The organism is Streptomyces sp. NBC_00209 (assembly GCF_045206345.1).
Lineage (GTDB): Bacteria > Actinomycetota > Actinomycetes > Streptomycetales > Streptomycetaceae > Streptomyces.
The window spans coordinates 55,955-70,755 of record NZ_CP108121.1 but is presented as its reverse complement, the minus strand read 5'-3'; the positions used below and the strand labels follow the sequence as shown (position 1 = coordinate 70,755).

Genomic DNA, 14,801 nt, shown 5'->3' with positions numbered 1-14,801 from the left:
AAAGGAGGATTCCATGGTGAAGGTCGTTCTTCCCTCGGTGTGGGCTGCCGACGGCCAGACGGAGTTCGAGGTACCCGCCGGGCTGCTGCACGAGGTCATCAAGCGATTCGTCGCCGACCACCCGTCCTACGCCCGCCGGCTGCTCGGTACCGACCGCGAACCCGCCGGCTACATCAATATGTGCGTGGGTGACACGCTCATTCCCCGTAAATCCCGGGCCACCACCGAGGTGCCCGAGGGAAGCACCGTCGTCCTGATCCCTCCGATGGCCGGCGGCTGAACCGTAGAGGCAAGGGAGCGCACACGGGAAGATGCCGCACGAACGGCTGAGGACGACCATTCGAACATCGCGGTGACACCTATGAATTGAGGAGGCGCTGGTGGTGACCAGCCTCGTCGGAGATCGCGTGGTCGTCCTGGGCGGGAGTATGGCGGGAATGCTCGCCGCCCGGGTCCTCGCGGAATTCTTCACAGACGTGACGATCGTGGAACGCGACGAACTCCCGAACACCGTGGAGTACCGCCGCGGGGTTCCGCACGCCCGCCACGCCCACGGCCTGGTGGCCAGGGGCCAGCAGATCCTGGAATCGCACTTCCCCGGTCTCACGGCCGAGCTCACGGCCGCCGGCATCACCTCCGGCGACTTCAACGGCGACAACCGGTGGTGCTTCAACGGCCGCCGGATGCGCCCCGGGCACTCGGGACTCCTCTGCGTCCCGGCCACCAGACCGGTGCTCGAATACCACGTGCGCGAGCGGGTCCGGAAGATCCACAACATCACCTTCCTGGACGGCCACGACATCACCGGCCTGGAGACCACCCCCGACCGCGCCCGCGTCACCGGCGCCCGCGTCCAGCCCCGGACCCCGGGCGGCGCCGAGCGGACGCTCCACGCCGACCTGGTCGTCGACACCACCGGGCGTGGCTCGCGCACCCCGGCATGGCTGCGCGAGCTGGGGTACGCGGCCCCCCGCGAGGAGCACGTCAAGGTCGACCTGGCCTACACCACGCGCCACTACCAGCTGGCCGAGGACCCCCTGGGCACCGACCTGGCGATCATCCCCGCGCCCACCCCGGCGTACCCGCGCGGCGCGTTCTTCTACCGGCTGCCCGGCGACGGAAACCGCTTCGAACTCTCCCTGACCGGAATGCTGGGGGACCATCCGCCGACCGATCCGGAGGGCTTCCTCGCCTTCGCGAAATCCCTTCCGGTCCCGGAGATCTACGAGGCCATTCGTACGGCGGAACCCCTGGACGATCCGGTGACCTTCCGATTCCCGGCCAGTGTGCGCCGCCATTACGAAGGACTCGCCGCATTCCCCGAGCGGCTGCTCGTCATGGGCGACGCCTTCTGCAGTTTCAACCCGATCTACGCGCAGGGCATGACCGTGTCCGCCCTGGAATCACTGACCCTGCTCCGGCATCTGCGCAACGGCGCGCTCCCGCAGCCGCTCTCCTTCTTCCGCGACATCTCCCAGGACGTCGACGCGCCCTGGGACCTGTCGGCCGGATCCGATCTCGGATTTCCCGGCGTCGGGGGAAAGCGCACGGTGAAGACCCGCCTGGTGAACGCCTATGTGGCGCGGCTCCAGAAAGCGGCGGAGCACGATGCGGAGATATCCAACGCCTTCATCCGGGCGGCGGGCCTCATCGATCCACCCCAGGCGCTGATGCGCCCCCGCGTTCTTCTCCGGGTGCTCCGGCGCTCCCTGAGACCGGCCTCGTGATCTCGGCCCCGGGCCGATGAAAGGTGACACCATGCGCCCGTTCCGCATAGACATCCCCCAGGCCGCCCTGGACGACCTGGACCGCCGGATCGCCGACGCGCGGTGGCCGGCCGAACTGCCCGGCGTCCAGTGGGACCGCGGCGTCCCCCTGGAATACCTGAAGGACCTGGCGGACCACTGGCGCACGAAGTTCGACTGGCGCGCCGTCGAGGACCGGCTGAACCAGGTGCCCCAGTACGTCACCGGGATCGACGGCGTCGACGTGCACTTCCTCCACGTGCGCTCGCCCGAACCGACGGCGACGCCCCTGATCCTCACCCACGGCTGGCCCGGTTCGGTGACCGAGTTCCTCGACGTCATCGGGCCGCTGACCGACCCGGCCGCCCACGGCGGGGACCCGGGCGACGCTTTCCACGTGGTCATCCCGTCCCTGCCCGGGTACGGATTCTCCGGCGCGCCCGCCGAAGCCGGCTGGGGGGTGAAGCGGGTCGCGCGGGCGTGGGCGCAGCTCATGGCGTCCCTGGGCTACGACCGGTACATCGCCCAGGGCGGGGACTGGGGCTCCTCCATCTCCCTCCACCTCGGCCTCGCCGACCCGGAGCACGTCGCCGGGGTGCACGTGAACATGCTGGTGACGATCCCGCCGGAGGACCCCGCCGCGATGGCCGGCCTCGGCGAGACCGACGCGGCACGGCTCGCGCACGCGGTCGCCTTCGAGGAGGACGGCACGGGGTGGCGGAAGATCCAGTCCACCCGCCCGCAGACCCTCGCGTACGCGCTCACCGACTCACCGGTCGGCCAGCTGGCCTGGATCGCGGAGAAGTACAAGGAGTGGACGTCCTCGAAGGACGCCCCCGAGGAGGCGGTGGAGCGCGACCAGCTGCTGGCCGTGGCCTCGGTGTACTGGCTGACCGCGTCCGCCGGGACCAGCGCCCAGCTGTACTACGAGTCCAACCGCACCGTCGAGGACTTCCTGGAGACCTGGGCCGGTCCGTGGCCGCTCACCATGCCGGTCGGCGTGGCGTACTTCGCCGGGGACATCGTCCGGCCGGTCCGCGGCTTCGCCGAGCGCATCCTGCCGTCCCTCGCGCACTGGACGGAGCACGACCGGGGCGGGCACTTCGCCGCCCTGGAGCAGCCCGGACTGTTCGTTGACGACGTACGCGAGTTCGCCCGGAAGCTGCGCTGACCCGGGGCCGGGGCCCCGCCGGAAAACTTCTCAACTTTCTTCCCGGGGGATGTCGAGAACGGCCCGCCCGCTCCGACCCAGGGGTGAGAAAGCGCACCGGCGCACCACCACGACACAAGGAGTTCCCATGCCGAAGTTCATGCTGATGGTCAACCACGACGGCGGCGTCTTCGAGCAGCCCATGGACGAGTGGGACCCCAGCGACATCGCCGCGCACTTCCAGTACTACGAGGTCCTGACCAAGGAACTCACCGAGAGCGGCGAGATGATCCAGTTCACCGCGCTCGCCGACCCCCAGCTCACCAAGATCGTGCGCGCGGACGGGGCGGCGGCACCGAAGGTGGCCGACAGCCCCGACCCCAAGGCCAAGGAGCACCTGGCCGGCTTCAACATCTTCGACGTCGCCTCCGAGGCCCGCGCCCTGGAGATCGCCGCCCGCATCTCCGCCGTCCCCGGCCCCGGCGGCGTCCCCACGCAGCAGCCGGTCGAGGTGCGCCGGGTGATGAACGACTAGTTCCCCCCGTACTCCGCCGCGCAGGACGGGCACAGCTGGTCGGACGGGCGCGGGCCCTTGACCGGGGTCCGGCAGTCCGGCCGCCGGCACTCCCACATCGGGCCCGGCCGCGACGGCGTGGCCGGGGGCTCCGGCGGGGCCTCCACGGGGCGGGCCGACGAGCGGGAGCGGCGGGCGGCGCGTTCCGCGCACCGGGGGCACACGCTGCCCGTGTCGATGTCCACCCCGTCCTCGCAGCGCGGCGCCCCGCAGTCCCCGTCGCCGACGAGGCGGACCGCGATGCCCACGGGCCGCTCCAGCCGGCCGTGCGCCGCGTCGTCGCAGAAGCCCCAGGTGTACCAGCGGCGGCCCACCCGCTCGGCGACCTCCTCGGCCGACCGCCACTCCAGCGCGGCGAGGACCGCGTCGCGCAGCACCTTCGGGCGGTACCCGGGCAGCCCCTCCCTGAGCTCGGACGGGAAGGCCGCCTCCACCGTGCGTACCGCGCGGCTCTGCTCCGCGCTCATCCGGAACGACCGTTCCCGGGTGAGCGCCGGGCGCGGATCCGCGGCCTTACTACGGTGAGTTGGCCTACGGCCGTCACCGGCGCTGCGCGCCGCAGGCGCATCGCGGTCTCGTTGATGTTGGTCTGCTTCACCTTCGTCTTCTTCCACCCCTCCCGGAGGGGGTACCGAACCCCTTCGCGCAGGGGGCCGTACCCCCTCGGAGAGGGGTACGTCTTCGAGGGCGGACGTCTGCGCCGACGGCTCCGTACCTCCTCCCAGGGGGGTACGGAAATCCTCGATGGCCGGAGCGCGGAACGCGGTCAGCGGTGGAGGCCGTTCCTTGTCCCGGCGGGCCCGGGTGCGCTCGGCGGCGACCCGCGCGCAGTGCTCCTTGAGCCCCTTGCGGACGGCCTCCAGCCAGAGGTCGAACTCCGACTCGCGCTGCCGCCGCTGCTCGTCCGTCTCGGACCTGGGCCCCCGGTTGAGGGCGTACCACTCGCCCATCGAGCGGGGGCCCGCGTATCCGGCGGACGGGGTCTGGTGGATGACGTAACGGTGCCGGCGCTTGAGGCCCGCCTCCACCCGCTTCACGGTCACCGCCTCGATGACCTCCAGTTCGAGGAGGTAACGGGCCACGTGCTCGGGCTTCTTGAGGTGGAGCAGCCGGGCCAGGGTCGCCAGCCCCGGCCACACCTCGGCGTCGTTGCGCTTCACGTTCAGGTGCGACGACAGCGCCCACCACAGCGCGCGCGCCTCCGACGAGGCCCCCGAGAGGAGCACCCAGTCCCCGAGCATGGTGAACGGTGCACGCCGTCCCAGTTCGAGCTCGAAGGCGACGTTCAGCTCGGCCGGGTCGGAAAGGCTCACCGCGCCGCCTCGAACGGGCTGCCGTGCACGTGCATCAGGTCTCCTGGGGTCCGTCCTGGCCGCCGGCGGACCGGCGGCCAGTGGCGGGGGGTGCGTCGTACGGGGTGGATCAGGCCGTGCCGGCGGCGACCGCCCCGGACCGGAGACCGGGTGCGGGGAGCGGGCGGACCGTGTCGGCCTCGACGGTCGCCTCGAAGGCGCAGGCCCCGTTCTGGAGACCGCTGACCCGGAGGGCGCGGCGCGTCCCGGCCGCCGGAGACGCGGCCGGTTCGGCGGTGATGGTGCAGGGGCTGTCGAACTCGACGTAGCGGTGGAAGGCCATGTCCATCGAAATTGGCATGCTCATGTCAGGTTGATCACCGAGCGCGAGGACCGCCTGCTGCACCGCCTCGAAGAGGACCATGCCGGGTGCGTGGTCGACCGGGTGGTCGAAGAGGACGGGGTGGGTCGGGTCGAGGAGGAGCTGCCACTCCACGGAGCCGGGCGGACCACCGGCCGCCGGCCGGGCCGGCTCGGCGAGGACGACGTCGGCGGCGAAGCGGCGGTCCACGGTGTGGGGGGCCAGGGGCCTGCGCCGCTCGGCGGCGACCGGCTCCGGTACGACACCGCCCCGGCCGGCGCGGACCTTCCGGTAGACGGCGGGGGAACTGCATCCGATGCGGGTGCTCGCCACCGCCAGGAGGGCGTCGCCGCGGCTGATCTCGAACCGCATCGCCAGGGCCGAGGGCAGTCCGCGGACGCGTCTGATCTCGTGGCACCACACCCGCAGGACGATCTCCGCCGGGGTGCCGGTGACCCGCATGGCCTCGGGATCGGCCGTGTACCGGAAGTCCTTCCAGCTGAGCTGGTAGCCGAACGGGACCTCGTACGCCGCGTGCATCAGGAGCGGGAACGTCTGGCGGATGGTCTCGCACAACAGCATCGGGTCGTACACCGCCTGGCTGACGGAGTAGAAGCTGTGGCTGCGGGGCCACTGCGCGGTGAGGGTGAAGGCGTCCGGCCCGGTGCGCCGCCATCCGGTCAGGAAGACCTCGGCGAGAGCCGCTCGATGCACATACTCTTTGGCCACAGTCGTGGTCAGGTCATGTCGAGCGGTCGTGTCCACGTGCTCAGTCAGCATGGTGACTCCTAGCGGGGTGGGCTGGATGCAACCTTCTAGGGATGTGGAGCAGGCTGATAAAATAACGGTTGCTCGGTATTTTTCCAAGAGGGGCGCGTGTGGTGGCGACAAGGGATCCGAAACAGGAACGAGCAATCAGGACAAGGGACTTGATTGTTCGTGCGGCGGCCGAGGTGTTCGAGGAGAGCGGTTACCACGCCGCGAGCGTCGCCAGGATCAGCGCCAAGGCCGGCGTCACTCAGGGCGCTCTCTATTTCCACTTCAAGACGAAGCAGGCCATCGCGCAGGAGGTCATGCACGCGCAGGGCACCTTCGTGCAGATACCCGACGGGGGCAGGGGCCTGCAACGGCTCCTGGACGTCAACTTCTACCTGGCCAGGGAGCTCCAGCGGAACGTTCTCTTCCGTGCGGGCGTCCGGCTCGCCGTGGAACAGGGCGAGATCGGGATCCAGGACGCCAGCGCCTACCAGGGCTGGGCCGACCAGTTCTACGCGATCCTCGTCGAGGCGCGCGAGGACGACGAACTCCTCCCCGAGGTGGACGAGCGCGAGTTCGCCCAGGTCCTGGTGGGCGCGTACAGCGGCACCCAGCTCTACTCGAAGGTCGCCACCGGGTCCGTCGACCTCATCGAGCGCATCGCCTCGCTCTGGCGGTACCTCCTCCCCGGGATCGCCGCCCCCGAGGCCCGTGCCCGGCTCACCGTGCGGCCGGACTGGGCGGAGCCGCGGGGGTGAGCCCCGTACGGGTCGTGCTCACCGGGGCCACCGGCTTCATCGGCGGCGCGGTCCTGCGCGAACTCGGCCGGCACCGCGCCGCGTCCGGGACCGTGCTCCGCGCGGTCGGGCGCGGCCCGCGTCCGGAGGGGCCGGCCTCCGCGGCCGACGAGTGGGTGTCCGCCGAGCTCACCGACCCGGATTCGCTCAGGGGTGCCTGCGAGGGCGCCGACGTGCTCCTGCACCTGGCCTCCACGCTGGGCCCGGACGCGGCCCGCTGCGAGGCGGTCAACGCCGGCGGAACGGCGGCCGTGATGGCCGACGCCGTCCGGGCCGGGGTCCGGCGCATCGTGCATCTGTCGACCGCCGCGGTCTACGGCCGGGGTCCGCACCGGGGCATCGGCGTGGACGAGATCGTGCCCGCACCGGTCTCCGCCGCCAGCCGCAGCCGGCTGCTCGCCGAGCGCCCCGCCCGCGAGGCCGGCGCGTTCGTGCTCCGGCCGGGCCTCGTGCTGGGGAGCGGCGACCGCTGGGTCGTTCCGGCCCTGGCGGAGCTCGTACGGAGGGTGCCGTCGCGGTGGGACGGCGGCCGGGGGCTGCTGTCCGCGGTGGCCGTGGACGACCTCGCCCGGCTGATCGCCGCACTCGCCCTGTCGCCGGGGTCCGGTCCGGCCGCCGGGGGCGTCTTCCACGCCTCGCACCCGCGGCCCGTGCGCAACCGGGACCTGATGGACACCCTCGCGGCGCACGCCGTACTGCCCGCCCAGCGCGGCGAACTCGACTGGCCCGGCTGCCTGGAGCGGCTGCGCGCGGTCCCGGGGCCCGTCAGCGAGCGGCAGTTCGAGCTGCTGGCGCGCGACCACTGGTACCGGAGCGAGGAGATCTGGGACGTGGCGCAGTGCGATCCCGGGCCCGGGCCGCTGGCGGCTCTCGCGGACGCGGCGGACTGGTACCGGAAGCAGCCCGCCTGACGCGGGGGCCGGTGCCCGGGGTCTCAGGCCGGTACCGCCGGCTCGGGTTCGGCGGTGATGCCGCCCAGCGCCACCTGCCAGGCCCCCCGCAGCCTCGCCAGCGCGTCCTTGCGCTGCGTGTCCGGGCCGAGCGCCGTGCCGTGCAGCAGCAGCCTGATCAGTTCGGTGACGTCGTCGGGCCGTGCCGCCGCCCGTACCTGGCCCTGCTTGCAGGCGTCGTCCACCAGCGCCGTCACCAGGGGCAGCCACAGCCGGGACCAGGGGGCGGTCGACCGCTCCCGTGACAGCCGGACCGCGCACTGCACGAGGGGGTCCTCCTCCAGGAGCCGGGCCAGCCCCAGCAACAGGTCGGCCAGCCGGGTGAGCGGCGGCGACGCCTGTGCCGCGAAGGTGCGCACCATCGAGCGCGTCACCTCCGTGCCCTCCTCCTCGACGGCGTCGGCCAGATCGTCCTTGCTGGCGAAGTGGTAGGTCAGCGCCCCCATCGTCATGCCCGACTTCTCCACCACCTGCGCCAGCGACGTGCCGTGGAAGCCGTTCCCGCTGAACGCCGAAGCCGCCGCCTCCAGGAGGAGAGCACGTGTGCGCAGGGCCTTGACCCGCTTAGCCATAGTCACTCCGGATCTGTCCTGCCGTATCCAATACGCGGTCACGATCACGGGGCAACGGAGGGTTGACAAGGGGGAGTTGGCAAAGTGCGACAGTTCGGGCGCCGTATCACACCGGACCCGGTTCCGACGTGGCGAAGTGGAACCGAGGCCGTACCGGCGGGAGGAAAAAAAGAGGACGTCCGCTATTCTTTTGCGAGTCCAGTCACCCTGCCGACAGGGAGTCGCACTGTGCTCACGTCCCTCCCGCCGCGCCCCGGACCGGTCTCGGCCTTCGACTTCACCGAGGTCGTCTTCGGCCACCTCCCCCGGGTGGACCAGCGCCGTTGGGCCCACGCCTACCTCGGCGCCCTCCTGGCCACGCCCGGCAAGAAGTCGGTCCGCCGGCTCGCCGAGTCGCTGGCCGGATCGACGTCCACCGCGCAGTCGCTGCACCAGTTCGTCAACGCCAGCCCCTGGCCGTGGGAACCGGCGTACGGGGAACTGCTGCGGTGGGCGGAGGAGCACACGGTGCCGCGCGCCTGGACCATCGACGTCTCCGTGGTCCGCAAGCGCGGGGAGCACTCCTGCGGGGTCCACCGCCGCTTCGTGCCGAGCACCGGGCGGTCCGTCAACTGCCAGGTGGGCATCGGCGCCTTCCTGGTCACCGACGACGACGCGCTGCCGGTCGGCTGGCGGCTGCTGCTGCCCCGCCTCTGGACCGAGGACCCGGCGCGCCGGAGCCGCACCCGCATCCCCCAGGACGTCGACGCGCGGGGCCTGGAGACGTGTGCGCTCGAACTCGTCCGGGCCATGGGGGAGAGGTCCCGGCTCGGCGAGGTGCCCTTCGTGGCCGACCTCAGCAGCCACTGCCCCGGTACGTCGCTGATCCGCGGACTGGGCAGAAGCCACCGGGACTTCCTCGTCGGCGTGCCGGCCCGCTTCCCGGTCGTCCCCGACCGCCACCTGCGCGTGCGGCCCTGCGACAGCGCCGCGCCCCTCGTGACACCGGCCGCCGACCTCTTCGAGGCCGCGCGCGACCAGCACCTGGTGGGCTCGCACACGATCCGGGACGGCATCGGCCGCCCGCTGACCTTCCGTACCGCGCTCGTACGGCTCCCGGGACCCGTCGCGGACCCGGCGGCCGCCCGCGCGTACCGGCTCATCGCCGGCCCCGCGCGGGGGACGGGCCCGCAGACCCTGTGGCTCACCAACATGGTCAGCCGGCGGCTGGACGACGTACTGCGGCTCACCCGGCTGCGGACCCGTTCCACGCAGACGCTGGAACGGCTGGAGCAGGACTACGGGATGGCCGACTTCGAGGGCCGCTCGTATCCGGGCTGGCACCACCACATGGCGCTGATGTCCGCCGCCTACATGCACGCCCGGCTGGGCACGGACGCCCCGGCGCTGGCGCGGGCCTCGTAGGGGGAGTCCAGGGCGAGCAGCGCGCCGAGCAGCGGCGGCCAGTCACCCGGCACTCCGGGGCCGGCGGCTCCCTCGCCCATGTGGTGCAGCCCCACCAGCGCGGAGACGACGAGTCCCGCCACGGCCGCGCTGTGCGTACCGGCCGGGACCGCGCCCTGGTGCTCCGCCTCCCGCAGGACGTCCTCCACGGCCGCCGACCAGGCGGCGAACGGATCGTCCACCGAGGCGTCGATGAGCCCTCGTTCGGCCAGCAGCCGGAAGCTCCCGCGTACCTCCGGGTCGTCCGCCAGCAGTCGCGCGACCTCCTGGGCGAGCGCGGTCAGCAGGCCGGCGGCCCGGGGGAAGCGCGGGCGCAGCCGGCCGATCAGCCGCGGCACCAGGTCGTACTGCCGTGCGATGACGGCCTTCGCGAGGTCGGTCTTCGACGCGAAGTGGAAGTACACGGCGCCCTTGCTCAGTTGCCGCCGCGTCGCGACGTCCTCCAGTCGTGTGCCCAGATACCCCTTTTCTCCGAATACCTCGGCGGCTCCGCTCAAAATGGCTTCCCGGGTCCGGACGGATCGCTCGTGCACACTTCACCACCTTGGTGTTTTCAAGAGACTCACTCGGTCCCTACGGTGGATGGATGTTGAAGAACACCTATGAAGGACAGGATTGCAACGTCGCCCGCTCGCTGGAAGTGATAGGCGAACGGTGGACCCTCCTCATCGCTCGTTCGGCGTTCCTCGGTATCAAACGGTTCGACGGATTCCTGAGCAACCTCGGAATTGCTCGGAACGTGCTGGCCAACCGCCTGGGGAGGCTTGTCGAGCACGGTCTGATGGAGAAGGTGCTCTATCAGGAGAAGCCCGTCCGGTACGAATACGTACTCACCCCGAAAGGCCGCGACCTCGCCAAGCCCGTCATCGCGCTGATGCAGTGGGGCGACCGCAACCTCCACCTCGCCGACGGGCCCCCGCGTACCGCCGAACACCTCGGCTGCGACGGATCGGTGCATGCCCAGCTGCGGTGCACGGACTGCGACCGCGAGGTGCACACGGACGAGGTGGCGGTCCGCCGGACCCGCTGAGCGCGGACATTCCGGCTGCCCGGTCAACAGCGCACAGCGGAAGATGCCCGCCCCCGGCGCCCCGCCCACCATGAAGCCTCCACCGCCTCCCGTGGCGGTCCGAAGGAGGCAGATCGTGACGGCTGTGGGAGCACTGCGCCGGATTCTCATGGCGCCGTCCCTGGACGAAGTGACCTTCGCCCGACGAGGTTTTCCCGTCGAGGAGACGGCGCACACCCGCGCGCTGGAGACCATTCCGCAGGCGGTCGTCTGCGGGTTCGAGTGGGCCATCGAGGCCGGCGACCCGAAGGAGACCGAGCGCCATCTCGCCCTGGTCGACCCGGAGCTCCAGGGCTTCGCCTACGAGGGCGCGACCATGGCCTGCGTCGTGCGCGACGCGATGGGCCCCGGGAAGGGCCACCGGACCCTCGACCTGCTGCGCGGCCCCGGCGCCCCGCACATCTTCCTGAACTACATCGGCATCGGGTTCGCCATGGCCCGGCTGCCGCGGCCGCTGTGGAAGAAGGTCCTCCCCGACCTCACGGACAGCGCGGACGGCCCCCCGCTCTACCCGCAGATGAGCTGGCTCGCCGTGGACGGCTACGGCTTCGACAAGGCGTACTTCGACACCGCCCGGCACGTCGACGCGCAGCACACCCCCGCCGCCTACCCCTGGCAGGGCGACGCCGCCTACTTCTCGCGCGCGGTGGACCAGGGCATCGGCCGCGCGCTGTGGTTCATCCACGGCGCGCACACCGCCCACGTGGACGCCGCCGTCCGCCGCTTCGCCTCCGCGCGCCACGCCGACCTGTGGAGCGGGGTCGGACTCGCGGCCACCTTCGCCGGCTCGTCCCACGCCGAGGACCTGGCCGCCCTGCGCCGGCTGGCCGGGGAGCACGCGCCGCAGGTGGCGCAGGGCTCGGTCTTCGCCGGCAAGGCCCGGCACCACTCCCGCGTGGTCCCCGAGCACACCCGTATCGCCGTACGCGAACTCGCGGGCCTGTCCGTGGAGGACGCCGCCGCACTCGCCGACGACTGCGCGGTGGAATCCGGCGACGGCGCGCTGCCCGCCTATGAGCTGTGGCGGGAATCGGTGCGCGGAAAACTCCCCGTGAACGCCGGCTGAGCATTCCCGGAGTAGACACCGATCGGCTGCGGAAGGCACTTTTTTCCGGAAAGCCGAAGGCATCGGATGCGATCGCAGAAATGACGACGAGGGACGGTCTTCACGTGTCAAAACTTCTTCGCGCGGCGAGGCGCAGGATTCTCACGCCGAATGTGTCGGCGACCAGAATGGACGTTCGCGGATTCCACGTGAAGGATGCGGCGTCGAAGAACCAGCTGGAAATGATCGGCAAAACGTTCCTCGACGGGTATGCGTACGTGGTCGAGGCACGGTCGTCCGCCGAGGCCGAGGAACGCCTCGAAACCATCGACGAGCGGTACCGCGGATTCGCGTACGAGGGCGCCGGCATGGGCGCCGTCATGCTCGACTCGCTCGCCGGCAGCACCAAGCGGCTCGACGGCCTCCTGGCCGGGCAGGGACAGCACCACATCTACATGGTGTACGTCGGCATCGGCTGGGCGATGGCCCGGCTCCCGCGCTTCCTGTGGCCGGACGTGACCCGCACCGACCCGCTGCTGCGCTGGCTGATCCTGGACGGCTACGGCTTCCACCAGGCGTACTTCCGCACCGACGCCTATGTGCGCGACCCGGACCGCGTCCACCCCTTCACCTGGGCGGGCGGCCCCGCGGACTACAGCCTGCGCGCGGTCGACCAGGGCATCGGACGGGCCCTGTGGTTCGTCGGCGGGACCGACCCCGACGTCGTCACCGGACTCATCCGCTCCTACGCCGAGCACCGGCACGCGGACATGTACGCCGGGGCCGGCCTCGCGGCCACCTACGCGGGCAGCGTCGGCGAGGACGAACTCCGGCGCTTCGCCGAGCAGTCCGGCCCGCACCGCGACCAGCTCGCCCAGGGCGCCGCCTTCGCCGCCGAGGCCCGGGAGAAGGCCGGTCTGACCATCGACCACACCCACCTCGCCGCACGCGTGCTCTGCGGCCGGACCCCCGCCGAGGCGGCCCGGATCTGCACCGACCTCATGCCCGGCCCGGACGCCCGCGCCACCGGGCCGTCCGGCGAACCCGCATACGAGACCTGGCGGCAGCAGATCGCCGGCCGGCTCACCGCCCTTCCCCTCGCGCAGAAAGATGCCCTCTCATGACCCACCCACGGATCTGGTTGCGGAAGCAGGCGCCGGGTGTTCTCGCCCTCGCCCTGATGGTGGGCACCTTCTACGCGGTGCGCCTGCCCGTCTCCAGCGCGGCCGACAAGAGCGCCATGGCCTCGCACTTCACCTTCAAGGCCGAGTCGATCGCGATGCCCGCCGGCTACAAGCAGCAGACCATCCGCAAGGTCAACAAGGCGTACGAGCACATCGACGCCTGGATCTCCTCCGTCGGCGCCGGCATCGCCATGAACGACATCGACGGCGACTCCCTGCCCAACGACCTGTGCGTCACCGACCCGCGCATCGACCAGGTCGTGGTGACACCGGCCCCCTCCCCGAACCGCACCAGCCCCGCCTACGAGCCGTTCGTGCTGGCCCCGGCCCCGCTGCCGACCAGCACGACCATGGCCCCCATGGGCTGCACCCCCGGTGACTTCAACGAGGACGGCGTCACCGACCTCCTGGTCACCTACTGGGGCCGTACGCCGGTGATCTTCCAGGGCACGCGGGGCGCCGGCCAGGACCTCACGAAGATGAGCCCCGACGGCTTCACCCCCGTCGAACTCGTCCCCGGCGCCGGCGGCACGACGTACAACGGCCCGCTGTGGAACTCCAACACCGCCGCCGTCGCGGACTTCGACGGTGACGGCCACAACGACATCCTCATCGGGAACTACTTCCCCGACAGCCCCGTCCTCGACCCGTCCAAGGACGGCGGGGTCACCATGAACGACTCGCTGTCGCACGCCCAGAACGGCGGCGGCTCCCACATCTTCCGCTGGACCGAGAACGGCTACAGCGAGGTCAAGGGCGCCGTCCCCGCCGGCATCAGCCACGGCTGGACCCTGGCCGCCTCCGCCAACGACCTCGACGGCGACCAGCTCCCCGAGCTGTACCTCGGCCACGACTTCGGCACCTCCGCCCTGCTCCACAACGTCTCCCGCCCCGGAAAGATCCGGTTCGCCGAGGTGAAGTCCGCGTACAGCTCGACCATCCCGAAGTCCAAGCAGATGGGCCGCAGCTCCTTCAAGGGCATGGGCGTCGACTTCGGCGACCTCGACAACGACGGCCTGTACGACGCGTTCGTCTCGAACATCACCACGTCGTTCGGCATCCAGGAGTCGAACTTCGCGTTCATCGACTCCGCCCGCGACAAGAAGGACGTACGCGCCAAGATGCGCGACGGCATCGCCCCCTTCACCGACCACAGCGCCCCGCTGAACCTGGCGTGGTCCGGCTGGGGCTGGGACGTCAAGACCGGCGACTTCGACAACAACGGCGACCTGGAGATCGCGCAGGCCACCGGCTTCGTCAAGGGCAAGACCAACCGCTGGCCCCAGCTCCAGGAGCTCGCCACCGCCAACGACGCCCTGGTGCGCCACCCGATGTGGTGGCCCAACCTGCGCGAGGGCGACGACCTGGCCGGCGACCAGGCGCTGCACCTGTTCTCCAAGAGCCCGGACGGCTCCTACGCCAACCTGGCCCCCGCGCTCGGCCTCGCCGTACCGGTGCCCACCCGGGGCGTCGCCACCGGTGACGTCGACGGGGACGGCCGGCTCGACATGGCCGTCGCCCGCCAGTGGGGCGAGCCCGTCTTCTACAGCAACACCAGCAAGAACCCCGGCGACTACCTCGGACTCAAGCTGGTCGACGCCGACGGCTCGCCCGTCATCGGCGCCCAGGCCACGGTGACCCGCTCCGACGGCAGCGTGCGCGTCGGCCGCGTCGACGGCGGCGGCGGGCACTCCGGACGCCGCAGCAGCGACATCCACATCGGACTCGGCGACCAGCCGGACGGACCGCTCAAGGTCAACCTCGTCTGGCGCGACCGCTCCGGCCAGGTACACCACCAGGACCTTCAGCTGAACCCCGGCTGGCACTGCCTCCAGCTCGGCGTCACGGCCAAGGAGAAGTGAC

At 71.4% G+C, this 14,801-nt stretch carries 15 protein-coding genes; 11 read left to right on the top strand and 4 right to left on the bottom strand.

Features of this window, described 5'->3' with window-relative positions; translation table 11 throughout:
• The first annotated feature begins 13 nt into the window (after positions 1–13).
• From OG867_RS00320 to OG867_RS00305, 4 genes are all read left to right on the top strand, one after another.
• Positions 14–280 (top strand): MoaD/ThiS family protein, encoded by a 267-nt coding sequence (locus OG867_RS00320; RefSeq protein ID WP_328904620.1) that lies wholly within the window; start codon positions 14–16, stop codon positions 278–280.
• Positions 281–383: 103 nt separating this feature from the next.
• Positions 384–1,727: an FAD-binding monooxygenase gene (locus OG867_RS00315; protein ID WP_331720455.1), complete on the top strand. Its 1,344-nt coding sequence runs from the start codon at positions 384–386 to the stop codon at positions 1,725–1,727.
• A 31-nt stretch (positions 1,728–1,758) separates the two neighbouring features.
• A complete protein-coding gene (locus OG867_RS00310; protein ID WP_331720348.1) occupies positions 1,759–2,916 on the top strand; it encodes an epoxide hydrolase family protein in 1,158 nt (385 codons plus the stop codon).
• Between the two features lie 127 nt (positions 2,917–3,043).
• The gene (locus tag OG867_RS00305; protein WP_328904618.1) at positions 3,044–3,430 is read left to right on the top strand and encodes a YciI family protein; all 387 of its coding nucleotides are present in this window, start codon (positions 3,044–3,046) and stop codon (positions 3,428–3,430) included.
• Here OG867_RS00305 and OG867_RS00300 read toward each other — a convergent pair.
• Both OG867_RS00300 and OG867_RS00295 read right to left on the bottom strand, forming a co-directional pair.
• The gene (locus OG867_RS00300) at positions 3,427–4,782 is read right to left on the bottom strand and encodes a hypothetical protein (protein WP_331720347.1); all 1,356 of its coding nucleotides are present in this window, start codon (positions 4,780–4,782) and stop codon (positions 3,427–3,429) included. The two genes, OG867_RS00305 and OG867_RS00300, sit on opposite strands and share 4 nt — an antisense overlap.
• Before the next feature lie 109 nt (positions 4,783–4,891).
• The gene (locus tag OG867_RS00295) at positions 4,892–5,902 is read right to left on the bottom strand and encodes a ScbA/BarX family gamma-butyrolactone biosynthesis protein (RefSeq protein ID WP_328904616.1); all 1,011 of its coding nucleotides are present in this window, start codon (positions 5,900–5,902) and stop codon (positions 4,892–4,894) included.
• A gap of 98 nt (positions 5,903–6,000) precedes the next feature.
• On the opposite strand from OG867_RS00295, the gene OG867_RS00290 reads away from it, so the two are divergent.
• Complete coding sequence (locus OG867_RS00290; RefSeq protein ID WP_328904615.1) at positions 6,001–6,636, top strand: ScbR family autoregulator-binding transcription factor; 636 nt, start codon at positions 6,001–6,003, stop codon at positions 6,634–6,636.
• Positions 6,633–7,586, top strand: a complete 954-nt coding sequence (locus tag OG867_RS00285) for an NAD-dependent epimerase/dehydratase family protein (protein ID WP_331720346.1) — start codon at positions 6,633–6,635, stop codon at positions 7,584–7,586. Before OG867_RS00290 ends, OG867_RS00285 begins: the two co-directional genes overlap by 4 nt.
• Before the next feature lie 23 nt (positions 7,587–7,609).
• Here the strand turns inward: OG867_RS00285 and OG867_RS00280 are convergent, their stop codons facing one another.
• A complete protein-coding gene (locus tag OG867_RS00280; protein ID WP_331720345.1) occupies positions 7,610–8,197 on the bottom strand; it encodes a helix-turn-helix domain-containing protein in 588 nt (195 codons plus the stop codon).
• 228 nt (positions 8,198–8,425) lie between these two features.
• Between OG867_RS00280 and OG867_RS00275 the strand changes: the two genes are divergently transcribed.
• Positions 8,426–9,601, top strand: coding sequence for a transposase (locus tag OG867_RS00275; RefSeq protein ID WP_328904612.1), 1,176 nt, complete (start codon positions 8,426–8,428; stop codon positions 9,599–9,601).
• On the opposite strand, the gene OG867_RS00270 is transcribed toward OG867_RS00275, so the two are convergent.
• On the bottom strand, positions 9,547–10,137 hold the full coding sequence (locus OG867_RS00270; protein ID WP_406281314.1) for a TetR family transcriptional regulator: 591 nt from the start codon (positions 10,135–10,137) through the stop codon (positions 9,547–9,549). The genes OG867_RS00275 and OG867_RS00270 overlap by 55 nt on opposite strands.
• An 89-nt stretch (positions 10,138–10,226) precedes the next feature.
• Here OG867_RS00270 and OG867_RS00265 point away from each other — a divergent pair, with 89 nt between their 5' ends.
• From OG867_RS00265 to OG867_RS00250, 4 genes are all read left to right on the top strand, one after another.
• The gene (locus OG867_RS00265; RefSeq protein ID WP_328904610.1) at positions 10,227–10,670 is read left to right on the top strand and encodes a helix-turn-helix domain-containing protein; all 444 of its coding nucleotides are present in this window, start codon (positions 10,227–10,229) and stop codon (positions 10,668–10,670) included.
• A 112-nt stretch (positions 10,671–10,782) separates the two neighbouring features.
• Positions 10,783–11,775, top strand: a complete 993-nt coding sequence (locus OG867_RS00260) for a DUF1702 family protein (RefSeq protein ID WP_328904756.1) — start codon at positions 10,783–10,785, stop codon at positions 11,773–11,775.
• An 80-nt stretch (positions 11,776–11,855) separates the two neighbouring features.
• Positions 11,856–12,878 carry a DUF1702 family protein gene (locus OG867_RS00255; protein WP_328904609.1) on the top strand — a complete coding sequence of 341 codons (1,023 nt, stop codon included), beginning with the start codon at positions 11,856–11,858 and terminating at the stop codon, positions 12,876–12,878.
• Positions 12,875–14,800, top strand: coding sequence for a VCBS repeat-containing protein (locus OG867_RS00250; RefSeq protein ID WP_328904608.1), 1,926 nt, complete (start codon positions 12,875–12,877; stop codon positions 14,798–14,800). Before OG867_RS00255 ends, OG867_RS00250 begins: the two co-directional genes overlap by 4 nt.
• Position 14,801: the final 1 nt, after the last annotated feature.